This is a genomic window from Halorubrum ruber, from assembly GCF_018228765.1.
In the GTDB taxonomy this organism is placed as follows: Archaea; Halobacteriota; Halobacteria; order Halobacteriales; family Haloferacaceae; genus Halorubrum; species Halorubrum ruber.
In genome coordinates this window covers 1,608,973-1,622,507 of the sequence record NZ_CP073695.1, presented here as the reverse complement: position 1 = coordinate 1,622,507, position 13,535 = coordinate 1,608,973, and the positions used below count along the sequence as shown (strand labels likewise).

Here is a 13,535-nt window from a genome sequence, read left to right as displayed (position 1 = left end):
TCGCCGCGCCCCCGCGGTCACAGCTCCAGTCGCCCCGGGACGCTCACGCGGTCGAGGAGGAAGTAGCCGACCGTGAGCGTGATAACGAGGACGCCGAGCGCGGCGGCCGCGAGCAGCGCCTCGTTTCCGCCGCCGTAGTCCTCGAGCCGGAAGCTGATCACCCGCCGAGAGACGGCGATGATCGCCGCGCTCACGACGATCCGGAGGACCGGTTGGCCGCGCGCGTACGCCACGAGCGTCCGGTGGACCTCGACGATGATCAGGAGCAGGAGGACGCTGTCGAGCAGCCCGACGACCTCGACCGGGTCGGTGAAGTCGCCCGCGGCGAGGAGGCGGTACAGCGAGACGAACAGGTCGAAGACGCCGATGAGGAAGAGGAGGAGCAGGAAGTACGCCGCGCCGAGGACGAGCCACTCCATCGCTCGCGCGGCTGGATCCGCGGCGTCGTCGAGATCGAACTCCATCGACGGACCCGACGGCGCCCGGCAGCAAGTGGTTTTGGGTAAACGCCGTCAGGGCTTCCCGTCGCCCCCGCCCGTCAGCGACTCCAGCAGGCTGACTGCGGGCGCCTTCGCCAGCGGGTCGTTCCCGTTGCCGCAGTGGGGCGACTGGACGCAGGCCGGGCAGCCGCCCTCGCAGTCGCAGCTGTCGATGAGCCGCGCCGTCCGGGTCATCAGCTCCTCGATCCGCCCGTGTCCGCGACGGGTGAGCCCGACGCCGCCGGGGTAGCCGTCGTAGACGAACACCGCCGGCCCCTCGGTGTGCGGGTGGTGCGGCGTCGAGATGCCGCCGACGTCGGCGCGGTCGCACAGCAGGTGGAAGGGGAACAGCGAGATGATCCCGTGTTCGGCCGCGTGGATGCCGCCGTTGAACGCGTACTCGCCGCCCGGGATCGGTTCGCCGTCGGGGGCTTCGCCGCCGTCGGTCTCCGCGCTCGCCGCGCCGTCCGACGCGCCCTCTCCGTCGAGCGCGTCGCCGAGCCGCCGCATCTCGCGTTCGATGTCCTCCGGGACGGGGAAGTACAGCGACTTCGTGCGCAGCGTCGTCTCCGGGAGGTCGAGCGTCGACTCGCCGAGCGACTCCCCGGTCGCGGCGTCCTTGCGGACGAACCCCGTGATCTGCTCCGTGACCGTGACGTCCGCGAAGCGGACCGGCACGTCCGGGCGCACCGAGAGCGCGCGCTCGTCGAGGTCCTCGTTCACGACGATGTCCTTGTCGGAGCGCACCTGCGTGTAGTAGTCCGCCCACGACTGCTGGAGCTCGGCGACGTCGCGGTCGAGGTCAAGCTCGACCACCTCGTAGGTGCGGCCCTGCTGGTGGTAGATGGCGCCGGGGTGGGCGTCGCGGAGCGCGTCCGCGAAGCCGAGCGTCGCGACCGTCTCGCCGCTCGACCGCTCGATCAGCGAGATCTCGCGCTCCTCGGCGGTCCGGAGGTTCACCGACTGCTGCGGGCTCGACCGGCCAGCGTGGACCCAGCGCGTGCCGGCCGCGGCCTCGCGCCGGTTCAGCACGCCCTCATCGGTGAGGTCGGCCACCACGCCCGGGAAGGAGTCACCGAAGAAGCGGTCGTCCTCGGGCGAGAGCCAGTTCTCGTCGGCCGCGCAGGCGACGTGGCCGGGCATGAGCTGACCGTTCTCCGGGTCGCAGATCGCGTCCTCGGGCGGCGCGTCGAAGAAGTCGCCCGGGTTGCGCATCAGGTACTGGTCGAGCTGGTCCTCGCCGCCGACCATCACGACCAAGGCCGGGTCGTCGCCGCGGCCGGCGCGGCCGGCGCGCTGGTGGGCAGACATCCGCGTGCCTGGGTAGCCGTCCAGCACCACCGCGTCGAGCCCGCCCACGTCGACGCCCAGCTCGAGGGCGCTCGTCGACCAGACGCCGCGGAGGTCGCCGGCGTGGAGGTCGGCCTCGATCTCGCGGCGCCGGTCGTCGGTGAGCGCGGCCTGGTACGCGCCGACCTTGCCCGCGAGGTCGTGCTCGCCCCGCTCCCGGAGGTCGCTCGCGCTGTCGGTCGCGTACTGCTCGGCGGTCTGTCGCGCCCGCGTGAACGCCAGCGTCTGCTGGCCCGCCGTCACGAGGTCGACGAACAGCCGCTTCGACTCCGTGTGGCTCGACTTCCGTCGGCCGCTGCCGCGCTCCTGCCAGTCGTCGTCGTACTCCGGCGGGTTCCACAGCACCCAGTCGCGCGGCCCGCGGCCCGACGTGTCCTCGTCGACGAGCGCGATCCCGTCCGGGTCGCGGCCGGTGACGGTCGCGACGTGGTCGACGGGGTTGTTGATCGTCGCCGAACAGCAGACGAACTGCGGCGACGAGTCGAACCGCTCGCAGGTCCGCGCGAGCCGTCGAAGCGTCAGGGCGACCTGCGAGCCGAACACGCCGCGGTAGCTGTGGACCTCGTCGATCACGACGTACTCTAAGGAGGAGAAGAACCAGTCCCACAGGCGCTCGGCGTACGGTAACAGCGCGTAGTGGAGCATGTCCGGGTTCGAGAGGAGCACGGTCGGCCGGCGGTCGCGCACGTCGCGCTTCTCCGCCCGCGAGAGCCGCCCGGTGTAGGAGTCGACCGAGACGCGGCTGCCGAACCCGAGGTCGGCGGCGAGCTCCGACAGCGACTCCTCCTGGTCCGCGATCAGCGCGTTCTGCGGGCCGATATAGAGGGTGCGCCCGCCGTGGTCCATCGCGGCCTCGAACGCCGGGACGGTGTACGCGAGGGACTTGCCGCTCGCCGTCTCGGTCGCGAGCACGGCGTCGTCGCCGTCGCGGACCGCCTCGATCGCGTCGGCCTGATGGCGGTAAAGCCGATCGATCCCGCGCTCCGCAAGCGCGTCGGCGAGCCGCGATTCGAGGTCGACGTCGGCGAACTCGGGCTCGCGCGCCGGGAGCCGCCGGTGGTCGGCGATCTGTCCCTCGTAGAAGGGGCGGTCCCGCAGCCACTCGATGGCGTCGTCCACGGTTACGGGACCCTGGGGTCGGCGGGGCCTAACGGTTGCGGTGGCGAGGAGTCGAATGCGGGCGACCGATCGACGGCGCTCAGTCGTCCGCGGGCGAGCGCGAGGCCCCGCCGTCGCCCGGCGAGAGGTCGACCGCCGGCTCCGCGGGGCCCTCGCGGGCGAGCGGCGGCCAGCGGACCTCGGTCGCGATCGGATCGTCGAGGTCGAGGCGCATCCGGAGGTCGCCGCGCCGCTCGACGACTTCGAAGCCGACCGTCCGGTAGACGCTCCGCGCGGGCCGGTTCCCGGTCTCGACGTGGAGTTCGATCCCCTCGCGGCCGGCCGCGGCGGCGTTGGCGATCACGTGACGGCACAGCTCCGTCCCGACGCCGCGGTCCTGCGCGTCCGGGTGGACGAAGACGGCGAGTTCGGGGGTGTCGGCGTCGGTCGGGGTGTACATCGCGTGGCCGAACAGTTCGCCGTTCCGCTCGGCGACGACGTTGTTCCCCTCCGACAGCATGGATCGGATCCAGTCGACGCGCCGGCGCCGGCTCACCGGCGGGAGCCCCTGCGCGCGGTCTGCGCGGTCGAACCGCTCGTACATCTCTGCGAGGAACGGCTCGTCCGCGTCGGTCGCGGGCCGGATCGTCCAGCGCGCGCCCTCCTTGTCGACGAACCGCGGACAGCGCGGCGGACAGTGGGGGGTCCCCTCGCACTCGCTGCCGTCCCAGCCGTCGCAGGCGACGCTCGCGGTATCGGGGGTCATGTCTCGACGTTGGCGCCGCGTCGTGTTATAGGGTGACAACGACTTTCACAGCGTGAGAATCGGTAACGGAGTCGGCGTCTGCCGCAACGTGGTCGGATCGGGGGCTAATCCCGGATCAGCACGATCCCTTCGCGGAACACCGCGTGGTTCGGGACGACGTGTTCCTCGCCGTCCGTCTCGATGTGGGTGACGAACAGGTCGACCTCCTGAACGACGCCGCGCTCGCCGGCGACCCGCACCTCGTCGCCGATGCCGTACGGCTGCCGGAGGAGGAGGAAGACGCCGGCCGCGGCCGAGGCGACCAAGTCCTTCGTCGCGAGCGCGGCGAACAGCACGAGCGCGAACGCGTACGCCGCGAGCAGCACGATGAGCGCGAGCGTCTGGACGCCGACCTGGCCGAGCGCGATGAGCGTCGCGACGTACACGACGCTGTACTTCACGAGCGTCGGGAGCACGCCGAGTTCGGGGAGCTTTATCCCCCGGAGGCGCTCGGCGACGAGCAGTTCGGCCTTGTCGCCGACGACGATTCCGACGATGAACACGACCACGGCGACGAACAGCCGCGGGAGGAAGGCGGCGACGCCCGACCAGAACTGTTCGAGGTAGTTCACGTCCGCGACGGTGAGCGCGACGATGACGGTGACGGCGAGGATGAAGTAGCTCGACAGCTTGGCCAAGATTCGCACCGTGGAGGTGTCGAACTCGCGGGCCGTCCGCTCGAAGGCGGTCCCCTCGATCACCTCGGGGACGCCGGCGCGCCGGAGCAGCCGGCGGTTGATCACGCCGGTGAGGTACGCTAACACGAGTCCCAACAGGAGGACGCCGAGCGCCAGCCAGATCCGATACGGGACGTTCAGGAGGAACTCGGGAACGGAGATCTGAGCCGCGGACATGGGTCAGTACTCCTCCGGATCGATCTCCAAGACGAGTTCCCCGGCCTTGAACGCCCGGACGAGCCCGTCGGACTCGGAGAGGACGATGGCGGTCGAGTTCGTGTCGCGGGTGATCGCCGCGCCGGACATGTGACGCGCGCCGAGCCCCTTCGGGATGTCGACCCCCTCGGCGGCGGGTTCGAGGTAGCGGTACGCCGAGACGATCTTCCCGGAGTCGGAGACGACGAAGGCGCCGTCCAGCCGCGAGAACTCCTTGAGCATGACGTTCACGATCGGGTCGCCGACGTGGACGTGGCTCTTCTCGAAGGGGTTGTAGCTGAGCGGCCGCGACTTGTTCATCACCTTCCCCGCGTCGCCGACGACGAACAGCGCGCCCACCGGCTTCCCCTTCTGCCCCTTCTGTCCGAGCTCGATCGCGACCTCGAACACGTCGCGGATCACGCTCGGCTCCGCCCGCGAGTTGGTGAACAGGTCGTAGATACCGGTGTGGACCCCCTCGTCGACGGTCGCCCGGATCACCGCGTCCGAGCCGGCGTCGAACACCGAGGCGACGCACGCGACCTCGTCGCCCTCGGCGAGGAGCCCCTCGTCCATCGCGCCCTCGATACCGAACCGGATCCGGTCTTTGACGTTGTCGAACGGGAGGGGGAGCTCGACGAACGTCTCCGCGTCGACGTCGTTGTCGGGCGCGACGACGACGACCTCGACCTCGGCGTCGGCGTCCGCGAATCGCTCGTAGAAGGAACTCGTCGGGGAGAACAGCAGGGCGGCGTCGACGTCCTCAACGAGGTCCGCCAGGTGGTCGGTGAGCGAGGCCATTATCACACGTGACTCCCGGAGTCCGTATAGTCGTTGCGTCGTGCGGGCGTCTGACGCCCGGGCTGGATCGACGCGTGGCCCGCGTTAGAGGGTGCGTGACGAGGTCCGTCGGTTCCGAACGGAGAGCGGCTGGGTCGGCCTATCAGTACCGAAACGGAGCGAGCCGGCTCAGTCGCCGGCGGCCGAGACCGATCCCTCGGCGGCCGCCGTCCGATCCTCTCGAATCAGGTCCGCCGCCCGCTCGGCGATCGCTATCGTCGGCGCGTTCGTGTTCCCGCCGACGAGCGTGGGCATCACGCTCGCGTCGACGACGCGGAGCCCCTCGACCCCGCGGACGCGGAGCTCGTCGTCCACGACCGCCGCGTCGTCGTCGCCCATCTTACACGTCCCGACGGGGTGGTACACGGTGTGACACTCCTCGCGGACGTGTCGGGCGATCTCCTCGTCGGTCTCGACGTCCTCGCCGGGCCACAGCTCGCGGTCGAGATACTCCGAAAGCGCGTCCTGGTCGGCGATCTCGCGGGCACGCTTGACGCCCTCGACGAGGGTTTCGAGGTCCGCGCGCTCGTCGAGGTAGTTCGGGTCGATGGCGGGCGCCTCGAACGGGTCGTCCGAACTGAGCCTGACGCGGCCGCGGCTCTCCGGTCGGAGCTGCGTCGCGCCGATCGACAGCCCTCGCCCCTCCTCGGGGTTCTCGAGCCCGTGTTCCATGAAGTAGGAGGGCGCGAAGTGGAACTGGAGGTCCGGCCGGGGCTCGCCCTCGTCGGTGCGAACGAAGCCGCCGGCCTCGCCGACGTTGGAGGTGAGCTTCCCGCGCTTGAAGACGAACCAGTTGAACAGGTCCCGGAGGCTCCCGGCGTCGTCCAGCGTGCTCACGTCGTCGTCCGTCTCGTAGACGGTGAACGCGAACAGGTGGTCCTGGAGGTTCCGACCGACACCGGGCGAGGCCGCCTCCACGTCGATGCCGTGGTCCGCGAGGTGGTCGGGGTCGCCGATCCCCGAGAGCATGAGCAGCTGCGGGGAGTTGACCGCGCCGGCGCTGAGGACGACTTCCTCGGTCGCGTCGACGGACCGGATCTCGCCGTCCTGACTGTACTCCACCCCCGTCGCTCGACCGTCTTCGATGGTGACCTCGGTCACCTGCGCGCCGGTCTCGGCGGTGAGGTTCGGCCGATCGAGCGCGGGCTTGAGGTACGCGTCGGCCGCGCTGTGGCGTTTTCCGTCCTTCTGCGTGACGTGGTAGAGCCCGACGCCGGCCTGCTCGGCCCCGTTGAAGTCGTCGTTGCGGTCGTACCCGGCCTGCGCCGCGGCGCGGACGAACGCCTCGGAGGCGGGCCGCGGCGACGACTGGTCGGTGACGTTGAGCGGCCCCTCGTCCCCGTGGTAGGACGAGTCCCCCGGCTCGAACGTCTCCGCGCGCTTGAAGTACTCCAGCATCGAGTCGTACGCCCACCCGTCGTTGCCCAGCTCGGCCCAGCCGTCGTAGTCCGAGGGGTGGCCCCGAACGTAGATCATCGCGTTGGTCGAGGAACACCCCCCGAGCGTCTTGCCGCGCGGCCAGTAGAGCTCCCGGCCGGCGCAGCCGTCCTGCGGCTCGGTGTAGTACTCCCAGTCCGCGTCGGTCTTGAATAGCTCCGGGAACGCCGCCGGAATCGAGATGTTCCGGTCGTCGTCGGGCGTACCCGCCTCCAAGAGCAGGACGCTCGTCTCCGGGTCGGCGGTGAGTCGGTTCGCGAGGACGCAGCCCGCCGACCCGGCGCCGACCACGACGAAGTCGTATTCCGTGCTTGTCATGGAAAGTCGTGGACGGTCGGACAATTAAGTGTACCCGTGCTACCGGCTTTGTTAAAATCCTCAGAAATTGATATTTTCGCACCCTAATCGCTCAGTACAGGGGTAGCGGCGAGCGATAGCGCGAGTGAGTATCGCAGATCGCCGGGCGCGATTCAGTATTTAAATGGCCGTGATCAACGGCGACGAACGCTTACAAATGGCAGCCGGTGCGGTGGCGCGCCTGCGAGCGGCCGGAGCGAAGCGGAGGCCGCGAGCCAGCCCGCGAGGGACGCGGTGAGCGACGTGGGCGACCGGAGGGAGCCCCGAGCGAACCGCGAGGCTGGGGAGGCGTGAGGTGCGGTTGCGGTGCTGTGCGGGGCGGGACTCAAAGGGGCAGTCGCGAGGCGGCCGCAGGCGACGTAAGCACCGCAACGAGGGAGCGATAGCGACTGAGTGAGGAGCGCAGCGAGCGTGCGGCCGCCTCGCGACTGGGGCTTTGAAGACGTTCACCGCAGCAGCGTCGACCACTTATAAATAGCCGACAGCAACACCGCGATCTGGCTTATAAATACCCACGCCATCACACTGAGCGACGTACGACACCAACTCCCGCGATAGATCAAGAAGCACGCTTCAGCGACCAGACGTTACAGACGAGAATATGTCTGAAGAAGAGGATTTCAGCAGAGCCGTGCTACCGAAACACGAGACGACACGCGAACCGCCGCGCACCGCCGGCGGAACGCCGTCCGACGACGTTTTCCCTCTCTGCCCGCGTTGACAGACGTGGAACCAGATTCCGTCCGAGAGTCGTGGACGAACCGGGCGGGCGAATACTCACCGGCGTACTACGCGCACTACGGGCCGAACGAGACGAGCGAGCTGATCCGCGAGGCGCTCGACGCACACCTCGACCGCGACGCCGCCGTCCTCGAACTGGGGTGCGGCTCGGGCCGACACCTCGAACACCTCGCCGACCACGGGTTCGAGGACCTCTCGGGGATCGACATCAACGCCGAGGCGTTCGAGACGATGCGAGACGCCTACCCCGAACTCGCCGCGCATGGCACGTTCTACTGCGGCGCGATCGAGGACCTCGTGGAGGAGTTCGACGACGGCGCGTTCGACGCGGTGTACTCGGTCGAGACGCTCCAACACCTCCATCCGGACGTCGAGTCGGCCTTCGCGGAGATCGCGCGGATCACCGACGACGTGCTCGTCACGGCCGAAATCGAGGACCCGACGCGCGGGTCGGCGTCGGCCGACCCGGACGTGAACTACGTCGACGACGAGACGCCGCTGTACTACCGCGACTGGGGGGAGATATTCACCTCGCTGGGCCTCGTCGAGGTCAACGTCGTCCACGGCGACAGGGACACGACGCGGACCTTCCGCGTGGCCGACTGACCGGCGCCCTCGACAGAGGCGGACGGACCGCGGCGACCCGATCTCCCGCGCGACTTTTACCCGCGAGCCGACTACCTCGACCACATGGCGACTCGCGAGGCTCTCTGGGGGTACCGGAACCGGTTCGGCGACGCCTTCGGGCGCACCTACTTCCGTCGCTTCGGACCGGGCGTCGTCTCCAGCGTCGGGATCGGGACGTACCTCGGCGAGCCGACGCCCGCAGTCGACGCGGCCTCGCGCGAGTCGATCGAACTGGCGCTCCGGTCGGGCGTGAACCACGTCGACACCGCGGCCAACTACCGGTGCGGCCGCGCCGAGCGCGTCGTCGGCGAGGCGCTCCGTGACGCCCCCGTCGACCGCGAGTCGGTGGTCGTCGCGACGAAGGGCGGCTTCCTCCCGTTCGACGGGGAGCGCCCGGACGACCCGAGCGCGTACGTCCGCGAGCGGTTCGTCGAGCCCGAGATCGTCGACCCCGACGACCTCGCGAACGGGGCGCACGCGATGACGCCCGACTACTTGGAGTGGTCGCTGGACCGCTCGCTCGACCGGCTCGACCTCGACTCCGTCGACTGCTTCTACGTCCACAACCCCGAGACCCAGCTCGCCGCCCGCTCGCGAGCGGACGTGTACGATGCGCTCGAAGCCGCCTTCGAGGCCCTCGAACGCCGGCGGGCCGCGGGCGACGTCGGCGCGTACGGCGTCGCGTCGTGGAGCGCGTTCCGTGTCCCCGAGGACGCCGACGACTACCTCTCGCTCGCCGAAGTGCTCGCCCGTGCCGAGGCCGCCGGCGAGGCGGTCGGTCCCGACGACGACCACGGATTCGAGGCGATTCAGCTCCCCTTCAACGTCGCGATGGCAGACGCGTTCACGCGGCGGAACCAGCCCGCGCCGCCCGGCACCGACGCCGACGGCCCAGTCTCGGCCCTCGAATTCGCCCACGAGGCCGGGCTCTCGGTCGTGACGAGCGCGAGCATCGGGCAGGGGGATCTGGCCGTCGAGGGCGGGATCCCCGCGGACGTCGACGCGACGCTCGCGGGGGAGACGCCGGCCCAGCGCGCGCTCAACTTCGCCCGGAGCGCCCCGGGCGTCACCTCGTCGCTCGTGGGGACGACCGACCCCGGCCACGTCCGCGAGAACGTTGCGGCCGGCACCTTCGACCCGCTCGGGGCGTCGGCGTTCGACGCCGTCTTCGAGTGAACACGGGCGACGGACGGGACGCCGCGGAGTCGGCCCCGTCGACCACGACGCCGCGGATCCGGCACCGGCGACGGACGCCACAAAGCGTTTGTCGGAACCGGTCCAAGCCCGTTCCATGGCCCCCACGCGACGAGCCCTCCTCGGGAGCGCCGCCCTCGGCGTCGTCGGCGCGCTCGCCGGCTGTTCCGGCGCGAGCGACCCGCAGGCGGAGTCCGCCCGACCGCAGACGAGAGGCACGGAGATGGACCCGACAGTCGTGAAGCCGCGGAACCCGTCCGGCGAGAGCGTCCTCCTCGACGGGAGCGAAGCGAACGACGAGAACAAGCCAGCCCGGATCGGTCGCGAGCTCGTCACGAGCGCGGACCGAGCGGACGAGCTGTTGGTCGCCGAGGGCGTCTCCGACGCGGACCGCGAGCGGGTCCGGTCGTTCCTCGACGAGACGGACTACGAGACGGAGACCGTGTACGTCTCGCCGGCCGGCGTCGAGTCGTGTGAGCGGCTCGACATCGAGTCGGTGTCCTGGCAGCCCGGGCGCGTCGAGTACGAGTACTGTAGCGAGCTTCGCCCGCCCGACGAGTCGTGCGAGGCCGACGAGCGGGTCGCGCTGGCACTCCTCTTCCGGCTCCCGGCCGTCCTCGACGCTCGGCTTACCCGTACCGGCGCCAGCGGGCACTCGCCGTGTCGCACGACGGACACCGAGTACGCGGTGATCGACGGGAACGCGACAGTTCCCGGGAACGAGACGGCGATCGACACGTGGGGTGACGACGGATGACGCGTCGGACGACCCGGCGCGGTGCGCTCGCCGCCGCCGGCGCGGTTGCGCTCGGTTCGCTCGTCGGGTGCTCCAGGAGGGGGAGAGAACCGCGGTTCTGGGACGACCCACCGTCGCTCGACGTCGAGGGCGTCCCGCGCGAGTTCGATCAGCCGGTCCCCAACCCGCCGCGGCTCGTCCCCGTCGACGTCGAGCCCGCGGTCGAGAGCGCGTTCGCCGACCGGGTGGACCGCCTGCTCTCCCCGATCCCAGAGCCGCTGACCGAGGAGCGGCTCCCGAACGGCGAAATCCGAGAGCAGATCGAGACGGAGCGGGCGGCGGCGCGCGAGGCGCTTCCGGGGCCCGACGAGTCGCTCCCGCCGCTCCGAGCCGCCGAGCGGTACGCCGCGGCGCGCGGCCACGCCGCGACCGTCGTCGGCACGTGGGCGGCCGTGACCGTCGAGGGCGACCCGGAAGCGGTGGCCGCCGACATCGAGACGGTGCTACAGCGGGCGTCCGAGACGCTGGACGAGCTGCCGGGGACCGCGGCGGATCCCTCCGCCGGCGCCGCCGTCTACGGGCCGATCGAGCGCTGGTACGACGAGTCGCGGCGGCGGACGCTGGTCGGCGGGAACGCGGGCCCCGCCTCGCGAGCGAACCCGCTCCGGACCGGCGAGTCGGTGGGGGAGGTCGAGCGTGTCCAGTCGCTGGTCGAGGCGGGTCGGTACCTCCGCGATCGGTACCGGAGCTCGCTCGCCGATCCGGAAGCAGTCGCCGAGCCGCTCCGTCGAGAGGCGGAGCGGGTGGGCGCCGAGATCGGGGAACGACTCCGTGAGCTCCACGGGGAGGAAACCGACCGACTCCGGTCGAGCCCGGGGACCGAGGCGTTCCTCGACACTCGGCCGGTCGCGCGGGACGCGCCGAGCGTCTCGCAGCTCTCGACGGCCCGCTACCGGGCGTTCGAGGACCTCCGGTTCGACCCGATACCGCTCGACGACTACCAGCCTGACCACCCGGCGACCGCGTTCACGCGGACGCTCCTCGCGCGCGTGCGGTTCCGCGGGCTCGACGCCCTCGCCTCGCGGATCGAGGACGGTGAGGCGATGTTCCCCGACGACGCGGCCGCGGTCGGCGCGGCGCGGAGCGCAGCGATCGAATCGGCGGCGGCGCTCGCGGGGAGCGAGAACCCGCTGGACCGGTGGCTGGCGACGCAGTTCCTCCCGCTGTTCGCGGAGCCGGACGGGGCGCTCGCGGCGGACGACCGAAGCGCGCGGTCGACGGTCGAGGCGTACACCGCGTACCGGTGGATCGAGACGGTCACGGGAGAAGCGCGGACGGTAACTGAATCGGTCAGTGACTCGTTCGAGTCGAATTGAGCGCGGTCGGCCGCGGACGAATCGACCGCGGCGGGAGAGAGAAGAGAGGGCGACGGCAGCGGGGACCGCTCAGCGAAGCTCCTTGAACCGCGCGCCGCACTCCGGGCAGATGCGGACCGAGAACACCTCGTCGGGGTCGTTCTCCTTTTTCAACACCTGCTCGCAGTCGGCGCAGTTCAGCCGCTCGTAGGTGTCCTTCATCAGGTCGCCGTCGCGGAGCCCCTTGCGCGTGGATTTCATACCCCGCCGTTCGGGGTCGGGGCGGATAAAAACCCCGTACGACATCGGTCAGACGATCGGCCGAAATCGGCGTCAGGCGGACCGAAACCGGCGTCGTCCCGACGATCGCGGTTCGAGGTCCGAGCGCGGCCGCTTTCGCAACGCTTGTGTCCGGGCGCGCGGAATCGCCGCCGTGTCACGGACCAGGCTGTTCGGATCGCTTTGCGCGCTGGTCTTCCTCGTCAATTTCGCGCGGGTCGTGTTCGCCCCCCTCGTGGGCGAGTTCATCGACGCGTTCGGGATCCGCGAGGGGACCGCCGGGCTCATCGTCACGCTCGCGTGGCTCGGCTCGGCCGCCCCGCGGCTCCCGGCCGGCTGGGCGCTCACGCGCTTCACGCGGCGCCGCGTGATCGTCGTCTCCGGCGCGATGCTGACCGCCGGTGCGCTGGGCGTCGCGCTCGCCCCCGGCGTCCTCGCGCTGATGGTCGCCGCCTTCGCGGTCGGCCTGGCCTCCGGCGTCTACTTCGTCGCCGCGAACCCGTTCATCTCGGAGCTGTTCCCGCAGCGCGTCGGGCGCGTGATGGGCGTCCACGGCATGGCCAGCCAGCTCTCCGCCGTCATCGCCGCGCCCGCGGTCACCGTCGCGCTGTGGTACGACTGGCGGTACGCCTTCTACGCGCTCGCGCTCGCGGCGGCGGCCAGCACGGTCCTGTTCGTCGCGCTCGCGAAGCGGACCGACCTCCCCGACGCCGGCGCGAGCGACACGGACTTCCTCGCGGCCGCCCGCGGCGAGTGGAAGCTGATCGCGGCGGGCGTCGTGCTGATGGGACTCACGAGCTTCGTCTGGCAGGGCCTGTTCAACTTCTACGAGCTGTACATGATCGACAAGGGGCTGCCGCGGGCGACCGCGCGGAACCTCCTGACGGTGATCTTCGCCGCCGGCGTGCCCGCGTTCCTCGTCTCCGGCGACCTCGCGGACCGGCTCCCGCACGTGCCGTACCTGCTCGGCATCGTCTCCTCGTTCGTCGTGGGCGTCGTCCTCGTCGTCGTCGCGGAGGGGCTCGCCGCGGTGATCGCCGCGAGCGTCGTCGTCGGCTTCGCCATTCACATGCTGTTCCCGGCCGGCGACACGTACCTGCTGGCGTCGCTGCCGGACGAGTCGCGCGCGTCGGCGTACGCGATGTTCTCGGCCGGAATGATGACCACGCAGGCGGCCGGATCGTGGGTCGTCGGCGAGGCGGTCGAGGCGGGCGCGGGGTACGACGCCGTCTTCCTCGCGCTCGCGGGCGGCTTAGTGGTCCTCGTCGCCGCGTACGCGGCCCTGTACCGGCTCGGGCGCGTCCCCGGCGGCGCGGCGGGCGCGACGCGGGCGGCGTGACGCGGAAACGGCGACGGATCCGGGTA

The 13,535-nt window shown here is 70.8% G+C and carries 12 protein-coding genes; 5 read left to right on the top strand and 7 right to left on the bottom strand.

Translation table 11 applies throughout. The annotated features are described in order from the left end of the window. Positions 1–17: 17 nt before the first annotated feature. The 6 genes from J7656_RS08095 to J7656_RS08070 all read right to left on the bottom strand — a co-directional run bounded on the left by J7656_RS08095 (position 18) and on the right by J7656_RS08070 (position 7,199). A complete protein-coding gene (locus tag J7656_RS08095) occupies positions 18–464 on the bottom strand; it encodes a phosphate-starvation-inducible PsiE family protein (RefSeq protein ID WP_211553015.1) in 447 nt (148 codons plus the stop codon). Between the two features lie 48 nt (positions 465–512). Continuing rightward, positions 513–2,948: a DEAD/DEAH box helicase gene (locus tag J7656_RS08090; protein WP_211553014.1), complete on the bottom strand. Its 2,436-nt coding sequence runs from the start codon at positions 2,946–2,948 to the stop codon at positions 513–515. Between the two features lie 79 nt (positions 2,949–3,027). Continuing rightward, positions 3,028–3,693, bottom strand: coding sequence for a GNAT family N-acetyltransferase (locus tag J7656_RS08085; RefSeq protein WP_211553013.1), 666 nt, complete (start codon positions 3,691–3,693; stop codon positions 3,028–3,030). Between the two features lie 104 nt (positions 3,694–3,797). Next, a complete protein-coding gene (locus tag J7656_RS08080; RefSeq protein WP_017343381.1) occupies positions 3,798–4,586 on the bottom strand; it encodes a mechanosensitive ion channel family protein in 789 nt (262 codons plus the stop codon). Positions 4,587–4,589: 3 nt separating this feature from the next. Next, positions 4,590–5,405 carry a diadenylate cyclase DacZ gene (gene dacZ / locus J7656_RS08075; protein ID WP_211553012.1) on the bottom strand — a complete coding sequence of 272 codons (816 nt, stop codon included), beginning with the start codon at positions 5,403–5,405 and terminating at the stop codon, positions 4,590–4,592. Between the two features lie 168 nt (positions 5,406–5,573). Next, positions 5,574–7,199 (bottom strand): GMC family oxidoreductase, encoded by a 1,626-nt coding sequence (locus J7656_RS08070; protein ID WP_211553011.1) that lies wholly within the window; start codon positions 7,197–7,199, stop codon positions 5,574–5,576. 765 nt (positions 7,200–7,964) lie between these two features. On the opposite strand from J7656_RS08070, the gene J7656_RS08065 reads away from it, so the two are divergent. The 4 genes from J7656_RS08065 to J7656_RS08050 all read left to right on the top strand — a co-directional run bounded on the left by J7656_RS08065 (position 7,965) and on the right by J7656_RS08050 (position 11,912). After that, a complete protein-coding gene (locus J7656_RS08065; protein WP_017343384.1) occupies positions 7,965–8,585 on the top strand; it encodes a class I SAM-dependent methyltransferase in 621 nt (206 codons plus the stop codon). 84 nt (positions 8,586–8,669) lie between these two features. Next, the gene (locus tag J7656_RS08060; protein WP_211553010.1) at positions 8,670–9,782 is read left to right on the top strand and encodes an aldo/keto reductase; all 1,113 of its coding nucleotides are present in this window, start codon (positions 8,670–8,672) and stop codon (positions 9,780–9,782) included. Between the two features lie 115 nt (positions 9,783–9,897). Beyond that, on the top strand, positions 9,898–10,557 hold the full coding sequence (locus J7656_RS08055) for a hypothetical protein (protein WP_017343386.1): 660 nt from the start codon (positions 9,898–9,900) through the stop codon (positions 10,555–10,557). Beyond that, the gene (locus J7656_RS08050; RefSeq protein ID WP_211553009.1) at positions 10,554–11,912 is read left to right on the top strand and encodes a hypothetical protein; all 1,359 of its coding nucleotides are present in this window, start codon (positions 10,554–10,556) and stop codon (positions 11,910–11,912) included. Before J7656_RS08055 ends, J7656_RS08050 begins: the two co-directional genes overlap by 4 nt. 69 nt (positions 11,913–11,981) lie before the next feature. On the opposite strand, the gene J7656_RS08045 is transcribed toward J7656_RS08050, so the two are convergent. Beyond that, the gene (locus tag J7656_RS08045) at positions 11,982–12,152 is read right to left on the bottom strand and encodes an HVO_0758 family zinc finger protein (RefSeq protein WP_004595617.1); all 171 of its coding nucleotides are present in this window, start codon (positions 12,150–12,152) and stop codon (positions 11,982–11,984) included. A gap of 172 nt (positions 12,153–12,324) precedes the next feature. On the opposite strand from J7656_RS08045, the gene J7656_RS08040 reads away from it, so the two are divergent. Beyond that, a complete protein-coding gene (locus J7656_RS08040) occupies positions 12,325–13,509 on the top strand; it encodes an MFS transporter (RefSeq protein WP_017343388.1) in 1,185 nt (394 codons plus the stop codon). Positions 13,510–13,535 lie beyond the last annotated feature (26 nt).

Excerpts from the sequence above, each read along its gene's own strand:
- J7656_RS08095 (WP_211553015.1), bottom strand. The coding sequence starts at position 464 with ATGGAGTTCGATCTCGACGACGCCGCGGATCCAGCCGCGCGAGCGATG.
- J7656_RS08085 (WP_211553013.1), bottom strand. The coding sequence starts at position 3,693 with ATGACCCCCGATACCGCGAGCGTCGCCTGCGACGGCTGGGACGGCAGC.
- J7656_RS08080 (WP_017343381.1), bottom strand. The coding sequence starts at position 4,586 with ATGTCCGCGGCTCAGATCTCCGTTCCCGAGTTCCTCCTGAACGTCCCG.
- dacZ (WP_211553012.1), bottom strand. The coding sequence starts at position 5,405 with ATGGCCTCGCTCACCGACCACCTGGCGGACCTCGTTGAGGACGTCGAC.
- J7656_RS08070 (WP_211553011.1), bottom strand. The coding sequence starts at position 7,199 with ATGACAAGCACGGAATACGACTTCGTCGTGGTCGGCGCCGGGTCGGCG.
- J7656_RS08060 (WP_211553010.1), top strand. The coding sequence starts at position 8,670 with ATGGCGACTCGCGAGGCTCTCTGGGGGTACCGGAACCGGTTCGGCGAC.
- J7656_RS08055 (WP_017343386.1), top strand. The coding sequence starts at position 9,898 with ATGGCCCCCACGCGACGAGCCCTCCTCGGGAGCGCCGCCCTCGGCGTC.
- J7656_RS08050 (WP_211553009.1), top strand. The coding sequence starts at position 10,554 with ATGACGCGTCGGACGACCCGGCGCGGTGCGCTCGCCGCCGCCGGCGCG.
- J7656_RS08045 (WP_004595617.1), bottom strand. The coding sequence starts at position 12,152 with ATGAAATCCACGCGCAAGGGGCTCCGCGACGGCGACCTGATGAAGGAC.